The 23,576-nt window shown below is 36.0% G+C and carries 16 protein-coding genes; 15 read left to right on the top strand and 1 reads right to left on the bottom strand.

Translation table 11 applies throughout. The features are described 5' to 3' along the window. Positions 1-86 precede the first annotated feature (86 nt). The 5 genes from DWZ63_RS07805 to DWZ63_RS15680 all read left to right on the top strand — a co-directional run bounded on the left by DWZ63_RS07805 (position 87) and on the right by DWZ63_RS15680 (position 6,806). Positions 87-1,361, top strand: coding sequence for a hypothetical protein (locus DWZ63_RS07805; RefSeq protein ID WP_118499380.1), 1,275 nt, complete (start codon positions 87-89; stop codon positions 1,359-1,361). A 168-nt stretch (positions 1,362-1,529) separates the two neighbouring features. After that, positions 1,530-3,227, top strand: coding sequence for an AAA family ATPase (locus tag DWZ63_RS07800; RefSeq protein WP_118499378.1), 1,698 nt, complete (start codon positions 1,530-1,532; stop codon positions 3,225-3,227). A gap of 415 nt (positions 3,228-3,642) precedes the next feature. Then, positions 3,643-5,349, top strand: a complete 1,707-nt coding sequence (locus tag DWZ63_RS07795) for an AAA family ATPase (protein WP_118499376.1) — start codon at positions 3,643-3,645, stop codon at positions 5,347-5,349. A 909-nt stretch (positions 5,350-6,258) separates the two neighbouring features. Then, entirely contained in the window at positions 6,259-6,591 is a 333-nt protein-coding gene (locus tag DWZ63_RS07790; RefSeq protein WP_118499374.1) for a hypothetical protein, read from the top strand. A gap of 68 nt (positions 6,592-6,659) precedes the next feature. Beyond that, the gene (locus DWZ63_RS15680; protein ID WP_182431462.1) at positions 6,660-6,806 is read left to right on the top strand and encodes a hypothetical protein; all 147 of its coding nucleotides are present in this window, start codon (positions 6,660-6,662) and stop codon (positions 6,804-6,806) included. A 172-nt stretch (positions 6,807-6,978) separates the two neighbouring features. On the opposite strand, the gene DWZ63_RS07785 is transcribed toward DWZ63_RS15680, so the two are convergent. Then, positions 6,979-7,605, bottom strand: coding sequence for a transposase (locus tag DWZ63_RS07785; protein ID WP_182431461.1), 627 nt, complete (start codon positions 7,603-7,605; stop codon positions 6,979-6,981). A gap of 605 nt (positions 7,606-8,210) precedes the next feature. Here DWZ63_RS07785 and trpE point away from each other — a divergent pair. The 10 genes from trpE (at position 8,211) to DWZ63_RS07735 (ending at position 23,573) form a co-directional block, all read left to right on the top strand. Beyond that, positions 8,211-9,668 carry an anthranilate synthase component I gene (trpE, locus tag DWZ63_RS07780; RefSeq protein ID WP_118499370.1) on the top strand — a complete coding sequence of 486 codons (1,458 nt, stop codon included), beginning with the start codon at positions 8,211-8,213 and terminating at the stop codon, positions 9,666-9,668. 12 nt (positions 9,669-9,680) lie between these two features. Next, positions 9,681-10,244 carry an aminodeoxychorismate/anthranilate synthase component II gene (locus tag DWZ63_RS07775; protein ID WP_055940895.1) on the top strand — a complete coding sequence of 188 codons (564 nt, stop codon included), beginning with the start codon at positions 9,681-9,683 and terminating at the stop codon, positions 10,242-10,244. A 131-nt stretch (positions 10,245-10,375) separates the two neighbouring features. Next, positions 10,376-11,383 carry an anthranilate phosphoribosyltransferase gene (trpD, locus tag DWZ63_RS07770; RefSeq protein ID WP_055940898.1) on the top strand — a complete coding sequence of 336 codons (1,008 nt, stop codon included), beginning with the start codon at positions 10,376-10,378 and terminating at the stop codon, positions 11,381-11,383. 120 nt (positions 11,384-11,503) lie between these two features. Then, positions 11,504-12,310 carry an indole-3-glycerol phosphate synthase TrpC gene (gene trpC, locus DWZ63_RS07765; RefSeq protein WP_055940902.1) on the top strand — a complete coding sequence of 269 codons (807 nt, stop codon included), beginning with the start codon at positions 11,504-11,506 and terminating at the stop codon, positions 12,308-12,310. A 132-nt stretch (positions 12,311-12,442) separates the two neighbouring features. After that, a complete protein-coding gene (trpB, locus tag DWZ63_RS07760; RefSeq protein ID WP_055940904.1) occupies positions 12,443-13,627 on the top strand; it encodes a tryptophan synthase subunit beta in 1,185 nt (394 codons plus the stop codon). After that, positions 13,620-14,396: a tryptophan synthase subunit alpha gene (gene trpA / locus DWZ63_RS07755; RefSeq protein ID WP_118499369.1), complete on the top strand. Its 777-nt coding sequence runs from the start codon at positions 13,620-13,622 to the stop codon at positions 14,394-14,396. The genes trpB and trpA overlap by 8 nt, the downstream gene beginning before the upstream one ends. Before the next feature lie 478 nt (positions 14,397-14,874). Then, entirely contained in the window at positions 14,875-16,746 is a 1,872-nt protein-coding gene (locus tag DWZ63_RS07750; protein WP_182431460.1) for a diguanylate cyclase, read from the top strand. Then, positions 16,743-18,677, top strand: a complete 1,935-nt coding sequence (locus DWZ63_RS07745) for an EAL domain-containing protein (protein WP_118499365.1) — start codon at positions 16,743-16,745, stop codon at positions 18,675-18,677. Before DWZ63_RS07750 ends, DWZ63_RS07745 begins: the two co-directional genes overlap by 4 nt. Next, positions 18,667-20,589, top strand: coding sequence for an EAL domain-containing protein (locus DWZ63_RS07740; protein ID WP_118499363.1), 1,923 nt, complete (start codon positions 18,667-18,669; stop codon positions 20,587-20,589). The genes DWZ63_RS07745 and DWZ63_RS07740 overlap by 11 nt, the downstream gene beginning before the upstream one ends. Positions 20,590-20,615: 26 nt before the next feature. Then, positions 20,616-23,573: an insulinase family protein gene (locus DWZ63_RS07735; protein WP_118499361.1), complete on the top strand. Its 2,958-nt coding sequence runs from the start codon at positions 20,616-20,618 to the stop codon at positions 23,571-23,573. Positions 23,574-23,576 lie beyond the last annotated feature (3 nt).

The raw sequence follows: 23,576 nt of genomic DNA, 5'->3' as shown, positions 1-23,576 counted from the left end.
TGTATAATATATTCTCGGAAATCAAGCCGAAGGGATTCATTTTGAGAAGATGCCGAGAGTACATTATAGAAATGAGGAGGAATAAAATGGTTTTATTATGTACTGCATTGATGTTTATCTTTGCAATTTTGTGGGTGATAACATTTGTGACCAAGCTTGCAGGTGGAAAAAATATACTTGCAAACAACTTTCAGCCCAAGAGTGAAGAAGTGACAAGAAAAGAAATCGTAAAAGTTTTTTTGTATGCACTTATATTCAGAATAGGTATTTATATTGCGGGAGTTGCGATAGCGATGATATTTTCCGATGATGTAAAATATTCTTTCAGTGATTTTCTTGCAGGCTGGAACAGGTGGGATTCACAGCATTACATTGAACTTGCCCAAAAAGGCTATGCAAACTGTATAGAAAACGGACAGCATTTGTTTCTTGTATTTTTTCCGCTTTGTCCGTGGCTGCTTAAGATAGTACATTTTTTGGTAAGAGACTGGCAGATAGCATTTCTTACATTATCGACACTTACATATTGTGTCGGAGCAGTATTTTTCTATCTTACGGTATCACAGGAATATGGAAAGAGAACTGCCGAAAAAGCACTTGTACTTGTAAGTGTCTGGCCATTCGCATTTTTCTTTGGCGGAATGATGACAGAGAGTCTGTTTTTTATGACACTCTCAATAGGATTTTATTTTATAAAAAAACATAACTGGCTTGCTGTCGGTATAACTGGAATATTCTGTTCACTTTGCAGGGTTCAGGGTGTACTTCTTTTAGGTGTGGCAGGAGTTGAATTTTTGGAGACATATTCTCCGGTGATTATGTGGAAAGAGAAAAAGATAGGAAAGTTCTTCAAAGAAGTATTTACTAAAGGAATTTTTCTTTTGCTCATACCAGTAGGAAATCTCATATATTTTTATCTTAACTATAAAGTAGAGGGAGATCCGTTTAAATTTCAGGAATATCAGAAAGACCACTGGTACCATGAGGTGGCAAACTTCAATAAAGGTTTTGGTGATGTCTGGAGGTATCTGACAGATGCAGGTACAACAAACAGCATGAAGATGAGCGTATGGTTGCCTGAGGTATTGATAGTTGTCCTTATGATAATCGTATTGTTTTGTGCACTTAAAACGCAGCCGCTCAAATATACGGCATATCTGTGGGTTTATACTATGGTCTGTTACGGAGTGACATTCCTTATAAGCGGTGGAAGATATATGCTCTGCGCACTGCCACTTTTCATAATAGCAGGCAATTTCTTAGAAAATCATGAGAAACTGTACCAGTTAGTTGTCGTATTATCAACGGTGTTTATGATGGTATTTATGGCAGGATATTTCAATGGAAAACAGATAATGTAAAAACAGTGAACAGAAACAAGATAAGCCACTTTGAGTATTTCAAGGTGGCGTTTTTCTTTACAGAAAAACACTTCAATGTTAGAATGTAGCTAAATAAATTGCGAATAATTATACATTTCACTGGATAATGGCAGAGGAGTAAAATGACAATAGAGCAGGAGGATGGATATGGCAAGAACGGTAAGTATAGGAACTCAGGACTTTGAGAAAAGGATACAGAGAACCTGTTTTTATGTGGACAAAACAGGTTTTATAAAAGAATGGTGGGAGAGTGAAGATGAGGTTACACTTATAACTCGTCCACGCCGTTTTGGAAAAACATTAAACATGAGTATGCTGAACTGTTTTTTTTCAAATAAGTATGCGGACAGAGGGGAGTTATTTGAGAAACTTGAGATATGGAAAGATGAAAAGTATCGTGAGTTGCAGGGAACATATCCGGTAATATTTTTAAGTTTTGCAGAGATTAAACAAAATAACTATCAAGATACCATAGCTAAAATAAAAAAGATATTGTGCAGTCTGTATCAATCATTTATGTTCTTAAAAGATTGGGATGGTTTAACAGATGAGGAAAAAAATAATCTTAAAAGAATATCGGAAGATATGTCAGATGTTACGGCACAGAGTGCATTAAATGAATTAAGCAATTATCTGAGCCGTTATTACGGGAAAAAAGTCATCATCCTGCTTGACGAATATGACACACCGATGCAGGAGGCATATACAAACGGATACTGGGAAGAACTGGTTGCTTTTACAAGAAGCCTTTTTAACTCTACATTTAAGACGAATCCATATTTAGAGCGGGCGATAATGACAGGAATAACAAGGGTTTCTAAAGAAAGTATTTTTAGTGACCTTAATAATCTTGAAGTGGTTACAACATTATCATCTAAATATACTACTGCATTTGGATTTACAGAGCAGGAAGTGTTTAATGCACTTGATGAGTTTGGACTCTCTGCACAAAAGGGAGAAGTAAAAGCGTGGTATGATGGTTTTATGTTTGGAAAGCAAAAGGATATTTATAATCCGTGGTCGATAATCAATTTCTTAGATAAAAAAGAATATAACCCATATTGGGCGGAATCGAGTTCAAACGGACTTATAAATGAGCTTATAAGAACAGGCTCAACCAAAACAAAAGAAACGATGGAAACACTGATTTTAGGTGGCGTTGTAGAAAAAAATATAGATGAGCAGATAGTTTTTGGACAACTTAAAACAAACAAGGATGCCGTATGGAGTTTGTTACTGGCAAGCGGATATCTTCGTATAGAAAGGTTTCGAACGATAGGAAAGCTTAATAAAAAAATATATAGTCTTAAATTGACTAATTATGAAGTGATGCAGATGTTTGGAGCAATGATAGAGCAGTGGTTTGGTGGAGATAATGTTCCATATAATGAATTTGTGGAAGCAATGCTTTCAGCAGATTTGGAAAGCATGAATGAATATATGAGCCGGGTTACAACTAATATAATCAGTTACTTTGACACCGGCAACAGTCCATCAGATGAAGAACCAGAGCGTTTCTACCATGGCTTTGTCCTTGGTCTTATGGTAGACCAGATAGACAATTATATCATAACCTCAAACAGAGAAAGCGGTTTCGGCAGATATGATATAATGCTAGAACCGATAGACAAAAACAATGTGCACTACCCTGGAATAATTATAGAATTTAAAGTGATAAATCCGAGAAAAGAAAACTCACTTGAAGAAACAGTCGAAGCAGCATTAAAGCAGATAGAAGAAAAGAACTATGACGCAGAGCTTATCAAACGAGGTGTAAAAGCGGAAAACATCCACCATTACGGTTTTGCGTTTAAAGGCAAAAAAGTGTTGATAGAAGGTAAATGACAGTAACAGTTCAGCCTTTTATTTATTACATTCATAAATCTGCCAGCAAGCTGTCAGTCGCTGCTTTGCAGCTAATAGTGTTATGAGCAAGTAGCTTTTTTTCCCACTTTGTCCGTGGTTTCTTAAGATAGTGCATTTTGTCATAAGAGACTGGCAGGTGATTTCCTGAAAAAACATGAAAAGTTGTATCAGCTCATGGTCGTATTGTAAGCAGTATTTATGATGGTATTTATGGCGGGATATTTTAATGGGAAGCAGATAATGTAGACGATGGGTAGTTTATAATGAAAGATAAAAACAAGCTAATTTGAGTACTTCAGAGTGGCTTGTTTTTCTTTACAGAAATATACCTGAATGTTAAAATATAGCTACAGATTTACGGAAAAATTGGGTGCAGATTAAACGGAGGGTGCATATGGCAAGAGTTGTAGGAATTGGAAAACAAAGTTTTGAAAAAATAATAAAAGAAAAATGTTTTTATGTAGATAAAACAGCATTTATAAAAGAATGGTGGGATAATAAAGATGATGTGACAATTATAACCCGTCCACGCCGTTTTGGAAAAACATTAAACATGGATATGCTCAAATGCTTTTTCTCAAATGAATACAAAGACAGAGGAGATCTGTTTGAAGGACTTGATATCTGGAAAGATGAAAAGTATCGTGAGTTGCAGGGAACATATCCGGTAATATTTTTTAGTTTTGCTAAGATAAAACAAAATAATTATACAGATGCAGTATCAGGAATAAAAAGAGTTATATGTGATGAAATTCAAAAATATATTTTTTTGAAAGATTGGGATGGCTTAACAGATGAAGAAAAAAATAATCTTAACAATATAACATATGGCATGGATACTGTGACAGCACAGGAGGCTATAAATAATCTGTCAAATTATCTGAGCCGTTATTACGGGAAAAAAGTCATTATCCTACTTGACGAATACAACACACCGATGCAGGAGGCATATACAAACGGATACTGGGAAGAACTGGTTGCTTTTACAAGAAGTCTTTTTAACTCTACATTTAAGACGAATCCATATTTAGAGCGGGCAATAATGACTGGAATAACAAGGGTTTCCCGTGAAAGTATATTCAGTGATCCTAATAACCTTGAAGTAGTAACAACATTGTCACCGAAATATACTACTGCATTTGGATTTACAGAGCAGGAAGTGTTTAATGCACTTGATGAATTTGGACTTTCTGAACAAAAGGGAGAAGTAAAAGCGTGGTATGATGGTTTCGTATTTGGAGAACAAAAGGATATTTATAATCCGTGGTCGATAATCAATTATCTGGATAAAAAGAAAATTGCATTATATTGGGCAGAATCAAGTTCAAACGGACTTATAAATAATCTTATTCAAAAAGGAAGTTCATATATAAAAAAGATGCTGGAAACGCTCATTAGCGGTAAAAATATAAAAGTTCCGATAGATGAACAGATAGTATTTTCAGAACTTGATTACTCGGAGGATGCAGTGTGGAGTCTTATGCTTGCAAGCGGTTATTTGAAAGTTGTTTCGTCAGAAGAATTAAATCTTATAAGAGAAAGTGATAATGAGTATGAACTTGCTCTGACAAACCGTGAGATATTATTTATGTTCAAAAAAATGATACTCCGCTGGTTCAGTCCTGCAAAAAGTGAAACAAATGAATTTATAAAGGCACTTATAACCGGAGATATAGAAAGTATGAATGAGTATATGAATGATGTAGCATTACGAACATTCAGTTCATTTGACTCAGGAAAACATACATCTGAGAAAAAAGCACCTGAGAATTTCTACCATGGTTTTGTTTTAGGGCTTATGGTAGACCAGACAGAAAACTATATCATAACTTCAAACCGTGAGAGCGGTTTCGGACGCTATGATATAATGCTTGAACCAAAAGACAAACAGACTCAAAAATATCCGGGAATAGTTATAGAATTTAAAGTGATAAATCCAAGAAAAGAGAACTCACTTGAAGAAACTGTTGAAGCTGCATTAAAACAGATAGAAGAAAAGAATTATGATGCAGAACTGATAAACCGTGGAGTAAAAGAGGAAAACATACATCATTACGGATTTGCGTTTAAAAGTAAAGAGGTGTTGATAGATGGCAGGTAGATATTTTCGGAACCGAAAATATCGTAAGAAAAAGTTTCGTGTGAGGATTTTGGCAATTAAGGATGCGAAGCATTGCCAAAATCTGTTGCAGTTTGTTTTTTAAACTGCGACAAAGAGGTGTTGATAGATGGTAGGTAGTAACAGTTCAGCCTTTTATTTATTACATTCATAAACCTGGAATAGTCAGCCTTAGCATAAGAACAGGCATGGTAAAAAGTATTTAAAGATTTCCTGGTTATTCCAGATAAAAATGCTGATACAGGAATCTTATTGAATGAGCTGATTCCAAAGCCAGTAATGAAAGTACCAATAAAAACAGTGTATCTGCGGTAGGTGCAGAAAAAGTTTTAAAATAAAAAAATATTGATTGAGTTTACCAATTATTGTGTTTTCATTGTATAATAATTTTGTCGTACAGGGTCACTTTCTTTCTTAATGTTATAGTTCAAATTCATTATACACCAGAAAGCCCTGTACGCTTTCTTTTTTTTGAAAAGAATTTGTAAAGTGGTGTAATGTAATTGTGTGATTGATGTAGGCTGAGGAAAGAAGTTTTCATATCAGGATTTGTTTCATGTAAAAAACAAAAATTTCAGAACTTATTCTAGGAGGGAATAGGGCTCCAATTTAGTTGGAATCTTTTGAATTATTTCTATTTCATTTTAAGGTTTTGAACAATTTGGGTGTGGCAATAATTACATGATACAGTCTTATGAGGGATTGAGAACAGGTATCTGGTACTTATTGGTAATGTCATATATTTAACAAGAGTTAAAATGATTATTAGATTGTGCATTGTAGCTCCTTAGGGATACTTTCATTGCTATTTGTTTATGAGCGAAGACAGGTAGCTGTGATTTCAGTGCATCTTCACAACAAATACAAATTCGTTCAGAAATGAGGAGTATTATGATACAAATAAAAGAAAAAAAATTTTATACATTATTAAATTTCTTTTTTTCAGATTTTTTCTGTGATTATTTAGAAGAGGTGATTGATGATAGAAATTTAGAAAAATCAGTTGTTACATTATTTGAGGGCATGAATTTTTTTATAGAAATTGCATTGGAACAAAAAATTGAACTTCCATTTAAAACAATTAGAGAATATATTGTACAAAATTATGAAGGTGGTGAGAATGTATATATTGATTTAAATGATAGATATCAAAAAGAAATTAAAGACTACACACCAAAGAAAAAAAGGTTTGAAGATATATATGGAAAAATAGAATTTAATTGATAAATTAATAGTAAGAAGTTATGTAAAGGTTAATATAAATGAAATTTTTAGGGAAAAGGAAGAAAAAGATGGATAAATTAAAACTTATTAAGTTTAATATTGTGATTTTTGGTATGATTGTGTTTGTGATGTTGTTTTCTGCTAATGCATATGTTAAGAATGGATTTAATAAAAAAACCAATTCGAATGTAGGATATGAAAAAATAAAAATGTAGGGGATAAAAAGGTGAAGTCTCCAAGTGGGAGTTATGGATGAATTATTTTCGCTGTGGCTTTTTAACGCAGAGACTGATATAAAATTTCCGACTCATGGACGGCTTTCTGCCTCTAACGCCATTCGCTGAAAAGTTTATATCAGTCTCTGCTGTTTATATATGCTTTTTTATTTTATGCAGTGTATCTTGCCAGTCCATTTGTTATCCCTGACTCTATTTTTGCTTTTGCTAATGTAAGCTGTATTATAAATGTCACATTCAGGAACATCTTCATTTTTTTCAATCCTCTTATCGTATGCTTTTCAAATTGAAAATCATGGTCTATCCGTCCGTTTACTCTTTCGATGCTTGTTCTTTTTTTATACAGTCTTTTCCATTTCTTTGAATTTCTTGCCACCTTTGTAAATATACGCGGGTCTGTCTTTAATGGTATTCTGAATATCCTTTTATCATGATATTTAGGATGAAATCCATATCTCTGGCTATCCCTGCTTTTATCATATCCTTTATATACTAATTCTATTTCCTCTCCGCTGTCAGTTATGTAATAAACTCTTCCTTTGTAATCGTAAACTATATTTGTATCTTTAAACTGCTTTGTTTCATTTCCATGCCACATATTTCTTATGTCTATAACTGGAGCTGTTCCTTCCGTGGTAAGCCACTCTATCAGCTCAGTACTGTCATATCCTTTATCTGCCAGAAAATATCTGCACTTTTCCAGTTTCTCCGGATATTTTTCTTTTATGTTATCTAAAAGCTCATATGGCTGAAGTGTTACGGAAAAAATCCTTGACAAATCATTTTGCAAGGGTATATACTTTTAACCAGTTAAATAAATTGAAACTGTTGAAGTGGAGATAAAAATAAAAGAGGCGCTTACAGAGAGCAGGGGATGCTGAGAACCCGCAGAAAGCTGTTTATTAAATGGACCACTGAGGGCATAGTCAAAGGAATTTCATTCCGAGTATTCTATGACGCGCAGGCATGCGTTAGTTGCCGGGAATATGTTAGTATTTCGCTAAGAGTGTGGGCAGACCATAAAGCAAGGTGGCACCGCGGTATATTATTATTGTATAACCGTCCTTGAACATTATTATATAAGTATGATAATGTTCAAGGACTTTTTTATGTTATTAGGAAACTTCTCATTTCCTATAACACAAAAAACACTCCGTGAGGATGCGCATTTCGCGGAAAAGAAATAAATGCTACGCATTCCGCTCAAGCGCGAAAGAGTCGCAAGCAACTCTTTGTTCCCTTGAATGAATGTAATTTTCAAAGGAAAGATAATGTATGCTTGCATACAATTATCCTTTCTTTGGAAATTATATGAGTGAGCTGACATTCATTCAGAAAGCTAAGAAAGTTTGCGAAACTGTCATAAGATAAGGAGGGCAAAGCATGATAACATTTGAAGAAGCAAAAGAATTATCGAAAGGGTACAAAGTTGTACCTATAAGCATGGAAATTATGTCAGACATAAGAACACCGATGCAGGTGCTTCGTATCCTGAAAGGCGTAAGTTCACACTGCTATATGTTAGAGAGTGTGGAAAATCAGGAAAAATGGGGAAGATATACATTCCTCGGATACGATCCGAAGTTAGAGATTACCTGCACTAACGGAGTGATGACGGTTAAGAATGGAAAGACCGAAGTAAGTGAAGTTAAACATCCGGGTGAGAAGATAAAAGAAATATTAAAGGAATACACAAGTCCTAAGATAAAAGAACTTCCTACATTTACAGGCGGTCTGGTGGGTTACTTCTCATATGATTATATAAAATACAGTGAGCCTAAATTAAATCTTGATGCGAATGACGAGGAGGGCTTCAAAGATGTTGATCTTATGCTTTTTGACAAGGTTATCGCATTTGACAATTTCAGCCAGAAGATAATTGTTATCGCAAATGCAAGGACTGAAAATTTAAGAGAAGATTATGACAGATGTGTTGATGAGATAAATAAGATAATAGAGCTTATAAGAACGGGAGGGATGGTCGAGGTTAATCCGGGAAAGATTACATCAGAGTTCAGACCTCTCTTTACCGAAAAAGAGTATTGTGAGATGGTTGAAAAAGCAAAGCATTATATATATGAAGGAGATATTTTCCAGGTTGTGCTTTCAAACAGGCTTGAGGCTGATTATGAGGGAAGTCTGCTTAATGCTTACAGAGTGCTCAGAACGATAAATCCATCACCTTATATGTTCTACTTTAGCAGTGATGATATAGAGGTGGCTGGTGCTTCACCGGAAACTCTTGTAAAACTTGAGGACGGTGTACTCCATACATTTCCGCTTGCAGGCACAAAGCCTAGAGGAAAGAATAAAGAGGAGGATGATGAACTTGAAAAAATCCTTCTTACTGATGAGAAAGAAAGAGCCGAACATAATATGCTTGTTGACCTCGGAAGAAACGATATAGGAAAGATAAGCAAATTCGGTACGGTTGAAGTAGAAAATTATATGGATATTTTGAGATATTCCCATGTAATGCACATCGGCTCAACGGTTAAAGGTGAGATAAGGGATGACAAAACAAGTCTTGATGCCGTAGATGCGGTACTTCCGGCAGGAACACTTTCTGGAGCACCAAAAATCCGTGCGATGGAGATAATAAATGAACTTGAAAATAACAAGCGTGGAATTTACGGTGGTGCGATAGGTTACATTGACTTTACGGGAAATCTTGATACCTGTATTGCAATAAGAACGGCATTTAAGAAAAATGGAAAAGTTTTTGTTCGTTCAGGTGCGGGAATTGTTGCAGACAGTGTACCTAAAAGCGAGTACAACGAATGTATCAATAAGGCAAAAGCAGTTATGAACGCAGTTTCAATGGGACAGGAAAGTATATAAAAGGAGGCTTATATGATATTACTTATAGATAATTATGACAGTTTCTCCTACAATCTGTTTCAGTTTGTGGGAACGATAAATCCAGATATTAAGGTGATAAGAAATGATGAGCTGACGGTAAGTGAGATTGAAAAACTTGCACCGAGTCATATTCTTATATCACCCGGCCCCGGAAAGCCGGCTGATGCGGGAGTATGCGAGGATGTTATACAATATTTTAAAGGAAAGATACCTATTCTTGGTGTTTGTCTCGGTCATCAGGCAATATGTGAGACATTTGGAGCAGAAGTTACATATGCGCCTAAACTTATGCACGGTAAGCAGTCAGAGGTTAAACTTGATGAGAACTGTAAGATTTTTAGGGGGATAGGTGACAGGGCAAAGGTGGCGAGATACCATTCGCTTATCGCAAAAAAAGATACAATACCTGATGAGCTTATTGTAACGGCGGTCACAGATGACGGTGAGGTAATGGCGGTAAAGCACAGGGATTATGAAATATATGGTGTTCAGTTTCATCCCGAATCAATAATGACACCTGACGGCATGAAAATGTTAGAGAATTTTTTTGAGTAACGATTTGGTTACATACAGTATCAGATATATGCAGGATGATTATAAAGGCAATATTATGACATGACAAAACTGATTTTGTAGATTTTGTATGAAAATATTAAGATATGAATATAAAAATGGAGGGTTTGAACATGATAAAAGAAGCAATAAATGCACTTGTAAATGGCAAAGACCTTACTGACGAGGTCATGACACAGGTAATGGAAGAAATTATGACGGGGGAAGCAACAGACGCACAGAAAGCATCATTTCTTACTGCTCTTTCGATAAAAGGTGAAACTATCGACGAGATAACAGCGGCAGCAAAGGTAATGTCATCAAAATGTACACCTTTTAACAATGAGGGTGATGCTCTTGAGATTGTAGGAACGGGCGGAGATAAGGCAAATTCATTTAATATATCTACACTCTCGGCAATCGTAGCCGCAGCAGCAGGAGTCCATGTTGCAAAGCATGGAAACAGGGCGGCGTCCAGCAAATGCGGAACTGCCGATTGTCTTGAGGCACTCGGAGTTAAGATTGATATTGAGCCGGAGCACAGCGAAAAACTTTTGAAAGAGGATGGAATATGCTTTTTATTTGCACAGAAATATCATCCTGCAATGCGTTTTGTAGGTGCAGTCAGAAAAGAGATGGGAATACGCACAATGTTTAATGTACTCGGCCCACTCTCAAATCCGGCAAGGGCAAATATGCAGCTTATGGGTGTATATGATGAAAAACTTGTGGAGCCGCTTGCTCATGTACTTAAAAATCTCGGACTTAAAAAACTTATGGTAGTTTATGGAATGGATTGTCTTGATGAGATTTCACTTTCAGCACCGACAAAAGTTTGTGAGTACAGAGACGGTGAGTTTAAGAGTTATGAGATAACACCGGAGCAGTTTGGATTTACACGCTGCAAGAAAGAGGACCTTGTCGGTGGAGAACCTGCTGCAAATGCACAGATAGCAAGAGAAATTCTTGACGGAGTTAAGGGACCAAAGATGGATGCGGTATTACTCAATGCCGGAGCAGCTATCTATATCGCAACAGACGGAATTACAATAGAGCAGGGAATTGAAAAAGCAAGAGAAATGATAACAGGCGGAAAAGCTAAGGCAAAACTTGAACAGCTTATAGAGGACAGCAACAAATAAAGCAGATTGGAAGCAAGAGAATATAAGCTAAAAAGTTCTTGGTGAAGACCTGGAAAATATTATAGAGAAAAATTGTCTTAAAATAGGTGCTTAGAAAGAGTTTAACAGACAAAAACAGAAATGGAGAAAAGATTGAACATATTAGAAGAAATTGCGGCAAAGACAAGGGAGCGTGTAGCCGAGGCGAAAAATAAAGTTTCTCTTGAAGAAATGAAACAGCAAGCCGAAAGTCTTAACGCTGAAACTGGTTTTCCGTTTGAAAATGCGATTAAAAAGGGAAGTCTTTCATTTATATGTGAAGTGAAAAAGGCTTCACCGTCTAAAGGACTTATAGCCGGGGATTTTCCTTATGTCGAGATAGCAAAGGAATATGAAAAAGGCGGTGCGAGTGCCATATCAGTACTGACTGAGCCGTATTGGTTTATGGGCAGCAACGAATATTTAAAAGAGATAAGGGCTGCGGTAGATATTCCTATAATAAGAAAGGATTTTACCGTTGACGAGTATATGATATATGAAGCAAAGGTTATCGGAGCTGATGCGGTGCTTCTCATATGTGCGATACTTGATGATGATAGTCTTAAAAAATATATGCAGACAGCAGATAAACTTGGTCTCAGTGCCCTTGTTGAAACGCATGACGAAGAAGAAGTTAATAGAGCGGTCAAAGCGGGAGCAAGACTTATCGGTGTAAACAACAGGGATTTAAGAAATTTTACTGTTGATATAAATAACAGTCTCAGACTTAGAAATCTCGTGCCGGATAATATTACTTTTGTTTCAGAGAGTGGGATAAAAGGTGAGAAAGAGATAAGAGAGCTTGCACAGGGAAAAGTTGACGGTGTGCTTATCGGTGAGACTATGATGCGTGCCGGAGAGAGCCGCATTGAGACTTTAAAGTCACTTATAAAAGCAGGACAGATTTGATAAATGCTGAAAGAAAATTTGAAGTGTTTGCAAAATGTGTATAGATGTGGCAATTCGTAACATTATTTTATGATTGCGGTTATGATGAGAATATAACTTAATGATGTAGTCAGATTATGGAGGATAAACAGAATGAGTAAGGGAAGATTTGGTGTTCATGGAGGGCAGTACATACCTGAAACACTTATGAACGAGATACAGAAACTTGAAGAAGCATATGAATTTTACAAGAAAGATGAGCAGTTTAATAAAGAACTCGACACACTTCTCAAAGAATATGCGGGCAGACCTTCACTTCTTTACTATGCAGAGAAGATGACAAGGGATTTAGGCGGAGCAAAGATTTATTTTAAGAGAGAGGATTTAAACCATACAGGTTCTCACAAGATAAATAATGTACTCGGTCAGGCACTTCTAGCAAAGAAGATGGGAAAGACAAGGATTATCGCAGAAACAGGAGCAGGCCAGCATGGTGTTGCAACAGCTACGGCAGCAGCACTTCTCGACCTTGAATGTGAGATATACATGGGTAAGGAAGATACTATTCGTCAGGCTCTCAATGTATATCGTATGGAGCTTCTCGGTGCTAAGGTACACCCTGTTGAGACCGGTACTAAGACACTTAAAGATGCAGTAAACGAGTGTATGAGAGAGTGGACTAACAGAGTTGACGATACGCTCTATGTACTTGGTTCGGTTATGGGACCACATCCGTTCCCTACAATAGTAAGGGATTTCCAAAGTGTCATAAGCCGTGAAGCGAGAGCACAGATACTTGAAAAAGAGGGCAGACTTCCTGATGTGGTAATGGCTTGTGTCGGCGGCGGAAGCAATTCTATGGGAATGTTCTATGAATTTATCAATGATAAAGATGTAAAACTTATCGGATGCGAAGCAGCAGGACTTGGAGTTGACACTGACAAGACAGCCGCAACAATGGCAACCGGTACAGAGGGAATCTTCCACGGTATGAAATCTTATTTCTGTCAGGATGAATATGGTCAGATAGCACCTGTATATTCAATCTCAGCCGGACTTGATTATCCGGGAGTAGGACCTGAGCACGCATATCTTAAAGATATAGGCAGGGCAGAATATGTTCCGGTGACAGATGAGGAAGCGGTAAACGCATTTGAATATATTGCAAAAGAAGAGGGAATAATCGCAGCTATCGAGAGCTCACACGCAGTAGCCCATGTTATGAAGATAGCACCGAAGATGGATAAAGACCAGATAATCATCTGTTGTCTTTCAGGACGAGGAGACAAGGATGTGGCAGCAATAGCAAGATACAGGGGGATTGATTTACATGAATAGAATAAGTAAGGCATTTGAAGATAAAAAAGCATTTATACCATTTATAACGGCGGGAGATCCAAATCTTGAAAAGACTGAGGAGTTTATCCTTGAGATGGAAAAGGCAGGAGCTGCACTTGTTGAGATAGGAATTCCGTTTTCAGACCCGATAGCAGAAGGACCGGTTATACAGGAAGCTAATATAAGGTCACTTTCAGGTGGCTGCACTACAGACAAGATTTTTGATATGGTAAGCTCACTTCGTAAAAAAACGGATATACCTCTTGTATTTATGGGGTACGCAAACTCACTTTACAAGTACGGTTATGAGAGATTTTGTGCAAAATGTCAGGAGATAGGAATAGACGGACTTATAATACCTGATATTCCATACGATGAAAAAGATGAACTTGCACCGATAGCGGAAAAATACGGAATGTATCTTATATCAATGATAGCACCTACCTCAGAAAAGCGTATCAGGATGATAGCAAAAGAAGCAAAGGGCTTTATTTATGTAGTATCATCAATGGGCGTGACAGGTGTCAGAAGTGAGATAAAGACGGATATTGAAAGCATTGTAAAATCAATAAAAGAGGTGACTGACACACCGGCAGCAGTCGGCTTTGGAATAAACACACCTGAACAGGTAAATAAATATACAAAGATAGCAGACGGAGCGATAGTCGGAAGTGCCATCATAAAGATAGTTGCAAAATACGGCGGAGATGCAGGAAAGTATATCTATGATTATGTAAAAGAGATGACTGGCGGACTTGCTGAAAAATAATGAGCGGCGATATGCTGACTTGAAAAAACGGAGCAGAGATATAACTGCTCCGTTTTTTTGCTGCATAGGAAAATACTCGTAATATAGTGTGGATGCCAACGAGAATTGCGAAGCAATTTCTGTTAGCAAAACACTGGATTTGCCTTCTTTGCCATTATCATAAAAAGTAACAGTTCAGCCCCTCATTTATTACATTCGTAAACCTGCCAGCAAGCTGTCAGTCGCTGCTATGCAGCTTGTGTTTACTTCATTTCATAAATGAAAGGCTATTCCGCCCCAAAAAACAAGTCAATAATACATTGAGCAAGCTCATGTATTATTGACTTATCTTTTTTGGGGCAGAACTGTTACAAAAAAGATACAAATAATTGCGATATAAAAGAGATTGTGATATTATAAAGATGGTTTTTGTTAAAAAAATGGAGAATACATACATTTAGAGGTATGGAGTTTACGGAAGTAAATGAGGCACAGGATTATGAAAAAAAATAAGATGATAAATTTAAAAAAAATATGTTATCTGCTGTTGATTATATCTGTATTAAGTGGGATTTTCACGGTAGTATGCTTTGGCAGAGAACTTAGAGGAAATAATGTAAGCAATATAAAAAAGGTTGTAAATAGCAATGCCTGTATTGGAAAAGCTTATTTTGAAGAAATATTTAGTGAAAGAATTTCCAATATGGAGATACTTGCTGAGAGGATTTCCGGACAGGATCTTAGTAACAGAGGAGAACTTGCAGCCGTATGTGAAAAGCTTAATGGTTATTTTGATGATATATCCATACTTGATATAAACGGTATAAGATTATACGGAAACTGCCTTTATAAGTCCGTGAGCAACAGCGAGGGATTTGAAAAAGCACTTGCTAAAAAAACAAATGTGGCTGATGAGATAACGATAAATTATGAGGGAAATGATGAGATAAACATATTTGCACCGGTTATATATAAAAATAAAGTCAGAGCAGTAATCGTAGGCTCAATGCTTCTTCGTGATTTGAAGAATAAACTTATTGCTTCAGGAATAACAAAACATGGCAGTGTAATCATTGTATCCGACAGTGGAGATGTGCTTACAGATACGAATGTCAGCTCAAAACTTGAAATATCGGCAGATACAAATATTTTTACATATCTAAATGAATGTAAGGTATATGGAGGAATTGACAGCAGTGGAGTGAGAACAAGCATAAGGAACGCAAGAGAGACAGATTTTTTATTCAGACATAACAAATACAACTATATAGTGACCACGGTTCCAACACATATAAATAATTGGTCGTTTATGTTTGTATCAAAAGGCAGCAGAAAGAATTTGTCGGAGTTTTTTATCACAAACAAAAGTATGAACTTTATCAAGATACTTTTAGTTAATCTGGTATGCATTATGACGATGCTTATATTTGCGGTAAAAAGCAGGGAAAAGTTATTGAATATTGAGGAGATTTATGATGCAGTCAGTAAAATTGATAAGACTATAATATTCCAATATTATTTTAATCCTAAAAAATTTGAACTAAAAGATAAATTTGGGATAATCATTGATAAAGGAACAAAACCGCTGATGGGTGAAGCTATATATGATGTTTATGATTATATTCATCCTGACGATTTATCTATAAGGAGCAGATTAAGAAAATTTTTTGAGAGTAAAGAGGATTTCTTTACATCTGAAGTCAGAGTGCTCAACAGGAACGGCGAATATGACTGGTACAGGGTGTCAGGCTTTGTGGAGAGAGAGGATAATGGTTCCCCAAAATGTTTCATAGGTAAACTTATGGATGCTTCAAAGCAGATCACAATGGAGAAAAATCTTGTTCAGAGAGCAGAAAATGATATGCTTACAGGTGTTTTAAACAAAAAGACGATAGAAGAAAAGATGGGATTGCTTCTCAATGAAAATAAATCAGACAGGTACTATATATTTTATATGGTAGACCTTGATAATTTCAAAAATGTCAATGACACTTTAGGACACATATATGGTGACAAAGCAATAGCTGACACAGGGGCAGAGCTTAGCAAAATCTTCAAGAATGATGCCTTAGTAGGAAGGCTTGGAGGTGATGAGTTTGCCGTCTGTTCAGTGTACGATGCCTTTGACGATGAGAGCCTTAAGGAGTATATCATAAAAAAGGCTGAACAGGTTAAAAAGGCAAATCAGCGAAGTTATACGGATGGGGTAAATGTTGTCAATATAACGAGCAGTATAGGGGTTTCGGTTGCACCAAAGGATGGAAATGATTTTGAAACGATATATAAAAAGGCAGATTCAGCACTATATCATTCAAAAAATACGGGTAAAGACCGTTATACATTATACAATGGAGAGTTGTGGAAAAAATGATAAATTATATCTATGCGTATGAAATCGTAGCTTTATTTTTGATAGGACTGGTAACCTTTTTTTATCATTATAAAAACTGGCTGCCGTTATACAGGAACAGGTTCTTTTCAGATCTGTTGCATATATTACTTGGAGTAGTCACCATAGAGTTGGTAAAGAGACTTGGAGAAAGTGGACTTATAAGGCTTTCAAACAGTGTCAGCGTCATACTTACGGCATTTTCTTTTGCAGGGGTTATAGTGGCATCAGTATTATTCTGGCTGTATTATCTTGCACAGACATTATCTCTTACATTTTTAAAAAGAAAAGTGGCCGTCATAATGTTTATACCTGCAGTTATTACGATGGTGGCGGTATTTGCTTCGATTTATAATAAAAAAATCTTTTATGTCAGAAACGGAATCATATATTATAAAGAAAATTCATTGAGATTGTTTTCAGTTGTTATAATATTTTATGTTCTTTCAGGTATTTATGCACTTACTAAAACAAGAAAAAAGCTTGGAATAAAACAGTATATCTTTATGCAGACATGGAATATCGTAATAATATGTTTCTTAGAATTATATTATCTTCCGAAAAAGAAGCTTATGCTCATATATTATTGTGTTGCGGCAGTAATCATAATATATTACCTTATCAGACACAATGTAGATATGTATATTGTGAGTGCAAGCGGCTGTTTCTCGATGGCAGGATTTAAGAAGGTTATAGAGGAAAAAATAAAATATAATAAAAGTTTTTATTGTATTTCAGTGTGTGCAAGCAGTATGCAGAATATGTCAAATTACTGTCTTGAGGATGAGATAAACCAGGTTCATGCTATTCTGGGTGAACTACTCAGAAAATTTGGTGGACGGCACAATGTTTATCATATACACAGTTATGAATATGTAATAGTAGTAAAAAACAAAAAAGATGTCAAAAGAATTTATGATGAACTCAAGTATGAACTTCCCGGGACAATAAGGATAAATGATAAAAATATAAGTATGTATTATAAATTTTACATTGTGGGGAATGTTGATTCACAATATTCGTTATCTGATTTTTTGCGAATTATCCTCAGTATGAAAAAAATTGCAACAGAGGATTCATTAGACAGGGAAGTTGTCTTATATGATGGTGAGGTAAAGGAAAGGATAGAAAGAGAGCTTGAGAATATAAGACTTATAAGGTCAATGCTTGAGAATGATGAATGTAAGCTTGAATGTATGCCGGTATATGATGTTAGCAAAAAAGAGGTAAACGGACTTGAGATAAATCCGGTCATTAAGACAGGTGACAGAAGAATTTCTATAGAGGAAGTCTGGGAGATGTCAAGAGAAATAGGCTGCAGCAGAGATGTAAATATAATGTTCTTAAAAAATATATTAAAGTTTACCAAAAGGGAAAAACTTTTTGAAAAGGGAATCAGTCATATCAGGGTAAATGTAGCCGGATTTCATATAGTATCAGAAGCAATATGTGAAGAATTTATGAGTTATATAAGAGAATATGGCATAAATCCTGAAAATATAATTTTGGAAGTATATATCGGTGTGGAACTGCCTGAGGATGTTCTTGCAAAAAGCATAGCATATTTCAGAAAATACGGAGTTTCTGTTATATGGGATCACTTTGGAATAAAAGCATGCAATCTTAAAAATCTTATGGATATGCCTTTTTCGGGTGTAAAGATAAGTCATCAGCTGGTAGCCAGATACTGCAGTGAAAAGAGTATGCAGCTTATATATCTTATACGCATGTTTAAAAAAAAGGGGTGGATAGTATGTCTGGATGGAGTTGGTTGTCAGGAGGATTTTAAATTGGTTACAAAGATGAATGTCGATTATGTTCAGGGAGAGAAAATGATAGAATTTATCCCGGAAGACAGTATAGAAAAATTCCTCTCAGAGTTAGCGGAAGGAGGAATTTTAAATGATATATAATATACATTTTGAACTGGCGACGGCTGTAATGCTGTTTATACTGGTTTTGGTATATTTTATCAGGGAAAGCCTGCCGATAAGAAGAAACAGACAGTTTTTGAAAACTCTTTTCTTTCTTATTGTTGATACGATTTTAAGTGCATTACAGTGTTATGCCGGTGGCTTTGTTGGGAAAATACCGGATATTTATATATGTGTGCTTAATATATTTGTTTATCTGACAGGTATCATATTTATTGTATGCTATAACAGTTATGTATTATCAATTTTTCATTATAAAAAAGTGATAAATTTTTATTCAGTTATAAATTATGGTATTTTCCTTGCAGCAGCTATTTTAATCGTTACAAGTCCACTGACAGGGTGGTATTTTTATACAGGAAGTGATGGGATAATTCATTCTGGAATGGCGAGAAACATAATGAATGTGCTGTATATGATGACAATGTTTATGACGATAGCTGTTGCCGAAATGTCAGGAAAAAAGAAAGATAAGAAATTATACAGAATGATACTTGTAACCGATATTATCATAACAATGGCAGCGATTGCTGATAACATTAATAAAAATAGTGTTGGAATTACAATGATTGTTGCAAATATGTGTACATTTTTGTTATATTTTTCAATGAAAAGTCCTGATTATTATCTTGACATAAGAACAGGAAGATTTAATCTTAATGGTTTTATGGAAGTGCTCAGGGAAAAAATTGATTACAATGAAAGTGTGTCATGTTTTCTTATAAGAGTTCAGAATTATCATGCAATATGCAGGATATACGATGAGGAAAGCTTACAGGAAGTCCAGAGACAGATTGCTGAAATATTATATTATAAGGCTGAGGATAAAAACATATATCATATAGGTGCAGCAACATTTGCGGTATTTGTTGACAGCACGGAGATGGCGAAGAAACTGTATGAGAAAGTGGTTAAGGTAATGCCGCATCAGTGGAATGTCAAGAGAGAGGCGTTATCACATGAGTACAGTTATTATTATGTGACATATCCGGATGATTCAGATGATGCCGAAGATATAATTCAGCGTATCCACTATGCGAGGTCAGATCATAAAGGGCACCACAAGCCAAATGAACTTATACATCTTAGAAAGGAAGCTCTTGAGGAAGCGAGAAGATTTAAGGAAGTTGCCCACAGGATTGAGGAGGCTATTCTAGACAATTCCCTTGAGTTAAATTTTCAGCCGATATATTCTTTTGAAAAAAACAGGATTACATCTCTTGAAGTTTTGTCGAGATTAAAAGATGGAAAACATAATTATATAAACCCTGAGTATTTTATTCATGTGGCAGAGATAAATCATACAATAATACAGTTAAGCAGGCAGATGTTTGAAAAGACCTGTCGTTTTGCTGTTGACAACAATATATTTGACAGGGGAATAAATGATATGAACATCAATATTTCGCCTATTCAATGTCAGGATAAGCATCTTGTTCAGGATTTAAAAAAGATTGCCGCAAAATATGGTATTCCATTTGAAAGATTTCATTTTGAAATAACGGAGAGCAGGCTCACCGACGAAAAAGCGGTAAGAGAAACTCTTACTAAGTTAAAGGAAAACGGAGCCAAGATAGCACTTGATGATTTTGGAACCGGTTATTCAAATATTGCGAGCATAATGCTTATGCCTATTGATTTTGTTAAAATTGATAAGAGTCTTTTGTGGTCATACGCAAGTGGTGATAATGAATTTTTGAATGAACTTATGCCAATGATAAGAGGAGAGGGAAAAAAGATAATTGCAGAAGGTATAGAAACGGAGGAGCACATTGAGATACTTAGAAGAATGGGTGGAGATTTTCTTCAGGGATATTATTATTCAAAACCATTAAATGAAGAAAACTTTATCAGATTTTTAGATGCCCGTAACAATGGTGCAGAAGCATGATTAAAAATAAATTTAGGAGGCTTTAGATGGCTAAGAGTATTAAGAGTTTAAATGAAGTAAAAATACCTGAAACTTATGAGTTGGTAAATGGAGAGTATGTAAAAGAAGTTGACAGCTTTATGCTTACACTTAAGCATAAATTGAGTGGTGCGAGAGTTCTTATATTCAGCAATGAAGATGATAATAAAGTATTTGATATTGCATTCCGCACACCACCTAAGGATGCGACCGGAGTGCCGCATATCATAGAGCATACGGTGTTATGTGGTTCGGAAAAATATCCTGCAAAAGATCCGTTTGTGGAACTTGTAAAAGGTTCATTAAACACATATCTTAATGCGACGACATATCCTGACAAGACTATGTATCCGGTTGCAAGCTACAATGATAAAGATTTTGCAAACCTTATGAGTGTTTACATGGATGCCGTTTTTTATCCAAATATATATAAGCATGAGGAAATCTTTAAGCAGGAGGGCTGGCACTATGAGCTTGAGAGCAAGGATGCACCGCTTACCTACAACGGTGTTGTTTACAATGAAATGAAAGGTGCTTATTCTTCAGAGGAGAGTGTTTTAGAGAGATTTACGATGAACAGCCTTTTCCCTGATAATACTTATGCACATGAGTCTGGCGGAGACCCTAAAAACATTCCTGACCTTACTTATGAGGATTATCTTGAATTCCATAGAAAATATTATCATCCGGTAAACAGTTATATTTGTATTTATGGAGATGTTGATATAGAGGAAAGATTAAGCTGGATGGATGAAAATTATCTTAAGAATTTTCCGGCAATAGAGATTGATTCACATATTGAGCCACAGAAACCTTTTGATGAGATGAAAGTTCTTTCAACAGAATATGCGGTCGCAACAGATGCAGACTGCTCAGAAAAGACATATTATTCATTCTGTACGGCAATGGATGTGACACTCGACCAGGAAAAGTGCAGGGCATTTGAACTTATCTCATATGTACTTCTTGAAATGCCGGGTGCTCCGCTTAAACAGGCAATTCTAGATGCAGGTATCGGAACAGATATAGATGCTGATTTCTGCGATATTTTAAGACAGAGTATGTTTAGTATTACTACAAAAAATGCAAAGCCGGGACTCAGGGACAAATTTTATGAGGTAATAGTGTCAACACTTAAAGAAATCGTCAAAGAGGGAATTGATAGAAAAGATCTTGAAGCTGCGATAAACAGTACGGAATTTAGGGAGAGAGAGGCTGACTTTGGGGGATTTCCAAAGGGACTTCTCTATGTATTAAAGACATTTAAGACATGGCTTTATGATGATACGCTTCCATATGACGGACTTATATATGAAGATATATATAAAAATCTCAGAGAAAAACTTGGAACAGATTATTATGAGAAACTTATCGAGGAATATATATTAGGCAATCCTCATGCAGTTCTTGTAGAGATGAATCCAAAGCCGGGACTTGCACTAGAAAACGAGAAAGCAATTGCGAAAAAGCTTGAAGATTACAAGGCTTCACTCTCAGATGAGGAGTTAGATGAGCTTGTTGCACAGACAAAGGCTCTGAAAGCATACCAGGAGGAGCAGTCACCTAAGGAAGTGCTTGAGAAAATTCCGCTTCTTAAAAGGGAGGATATAAGAAAGAAAGTAAGACCGCTGCACAATGAAGAAAAGCAGATATGTGGAGTAAAGACTATTCACCATGACATACACACAAATGGAATCATATATCTTGATATGCTTTTTGATGTGAACAGTCTTTCGGAGTATGTACCGCAGATAAGTTTTCTTGCAACACTTCTCGGATATATGGATACGACAGAGCATACATTCAGGGAGTTTGACACGGAGACTAATTTCTATTCGGGTGGTATCGGCTCTGACTTAAATATCTATTCATTATATAATTCAGAGGATGTAGAGCTTAAATTTGATGTAAAGACAAAGACATTGGCAGGCAGGATAAAAGATACTGTAAGGCTTATGGCAGAAATGATGTTTAAGACAGTGTTCACTGATGAGAAGCATTTGAGAGAAGTCGTGGCGGAGACACGCTCAAGACTTAAAGTGCGTCTTATGTCAGCCGGACATCAGGCTGCGGTAAGTTACAGCATGGCAGGAATTACGGTTGACGGATGGTACAATGACTATTCAATGGGAATAGGATACTATGATTATCTTGTAAAACTTGACGAAAACTTTGACGGGGAGAAGGAAAAACTCATCAAAGGCTGTGAAGAACTTGTAAAAGCAATGTTTAAAAAAGAAAATATGCTTATATCATGTACCTGTGATGATGAAGATTATGCTAAGTTTGAAGAAGCAATGAGCAGTTTTATCGGAAAACTTGACGACTTTGAAAAGAAAAATAAGGCAGATGTTTCCACTCTTGAAAAATACAGACCTGATGTGAAATACAGAAAAACAGCATTTTCAACACCTGCTGAAATACAGTATGCGGCAGTGTCAGGTTCATACAAAGATGTGCCGGATGTAAATGATGGTGCGATGACAGTAACAAGACATCTTTTAAGTTATGGTTATCTCTGGAATGAAGTGAGAGTCAAAGGCGGAGCATACGGAGTAATGTGCAAATTTACAAGAGACGGCTCAGGAAGTTTTGTATCCTATAGAGACCCTAATCTCTCAGCAACTTATGAAGTATATAAAAAAGCAGCAGATTACCTTGCAAATTATGAAGCAGACGAGAGAGAAGTCACAAAAACTATCATAGGAACGATAAGCGGATTAGACACACCGCTCACACCGGCAATGGATGGAAAACGTTCAATGAACATTTATCTCACAAAAACACCGCTTGAAGTATTGCAAAAAGAGAGAGACCAGATACTCGCCTGCACAAAAGAAGATATAAGAAAAACAGCGGACGCAGTGAGAAAAGTAGCAGATGCAGAAAACATCTGTGTAATCGGAAACGAGCAGCATATAAAAGATGAAGCAGATTTGTTTGAAGTAATCAAACCACTATCATAGGAA

It is taken from the genome of Clostridium sp. AF34-13, assembly GCF_003477845.1.
GTDB classification, from domain to species: domain Bacteria; phylum Bacillota; class Clostridia; order Lachnospirales; family Lachnospiraceae; genus Butyribacter; species Butyribacter intestini.
This window is presented reverse-complemented; position numbering and strand designations above follow the sequence as displayed.

What these genes read in the sequence shown, in the direction of transcription:
- DWZ63_RS07795 (WP_118499376.1), top strand. Translation starts at nt 3,643, where the DNA reads ATGGCAAGAGTTGTAGGAATTGGAAAACAAAGTTTTGAAAAAATAATA.
- trpC (WP_055940902.1), top strand. Translation starts at nt 11,504, where the DNA reads ATGGAGAAAAGATTGAACATATTAGAAGAAATTGCGGCAAAGACAAGG.
- DWZ63_RS07790 (WP_118499374.1), top strand. Translation starts at nt 6,259, where the DNA reads ATGATACAAATAAAAGAAAAAAAATTTTATACATTATTAAATTTCTTT.
- DWZ63_RS07750 (WP_182431460.1), top strand. Translation starts at nt 14,875, where the DNA reads ATGAAAAAAAATAAGATGATAAATTTAAAAAAAATATGTTATCTGCTG.
- trpA (WP_118499369.1), top strand. Translation starts at nt 13,620, where the DNA reads ATGAATAGAATAAGTAAGGCATTTGAAGATAAAAAAGCATTTATACCA.
- DWZ63_RS07800 (WP_118499378.1), top strand. Translation starts at nt 1,530, where the DNA reads ATGGCAAGAACGGTAAGTATAGGAACTCAGGACTTTGAGAAAAGGATA.
- trpD (WP_055940898.1), top strand. Translation starts at nt 10,376, where the DNA reads ATGATAAAAGAAGCAATAAATGCACTTGTAAATGGCAAAGACCTTACT.
- DWZ63_RS07745 (WP_118499365.1), top strand. Translation starts at nt 16,743, where the DNA reads ATGATAAATTATATCTATGCGTATGAAATCGTAGCTTTATTTTTGATA.
- DWZ63_RS07735 (WP_118499361.1), top strand. Translation starts at nt 20,616, where the DNA reads ATGGCTAAGAGTATTAAGAGTTTAAATGAAGTAAAAATACCTGAAACT.
- DWZ63_RS07740 (WP_118499363.1), top strand. Translation starts at nt 18,667, where the DNA reads ATGATATATAATATACATTTTGAACTGGCGACGGCTGTAATGCTGTTT.
- trpE (WP_118499370.1), top strand. Translation starts at nt 8,211, where the DNA reads ATGATAACATTTGAAGAAGCAAAAGAATTATCGAAAGGGTACAAAGTT.
- DWZ63_RS15680 (WP_182431462.1), top strand. Translation starts at nt 6,660, where the DNA reads ATGGATAAATTAAAACTTATTAAGTTTAATATTGTGATTTTTGGTATG.
- DWZ63_RS07775 (WP_055940895.1), top strand. Translation starts at nt 9,681, where the DNA reads ATGATATTACTTATAGATAATTATGACAGTTTCTCCTACAATCTGTTT.
- trpB (WP_055940904.1), top strand. Translation starts at nt 12,443, where the DNA reads ATGAGTAAGGGAAGATTTGGTGTTCATGGAGGGCAGTACATACCTGAA.
- DWZ63_RS07805 (WP_118499380.1), top strand. Translation starts at nt 87, where the DNA reads ATGGTTTTATTATGTACTGCATTGATGTTTATCTTTGCAATTTTGTGG.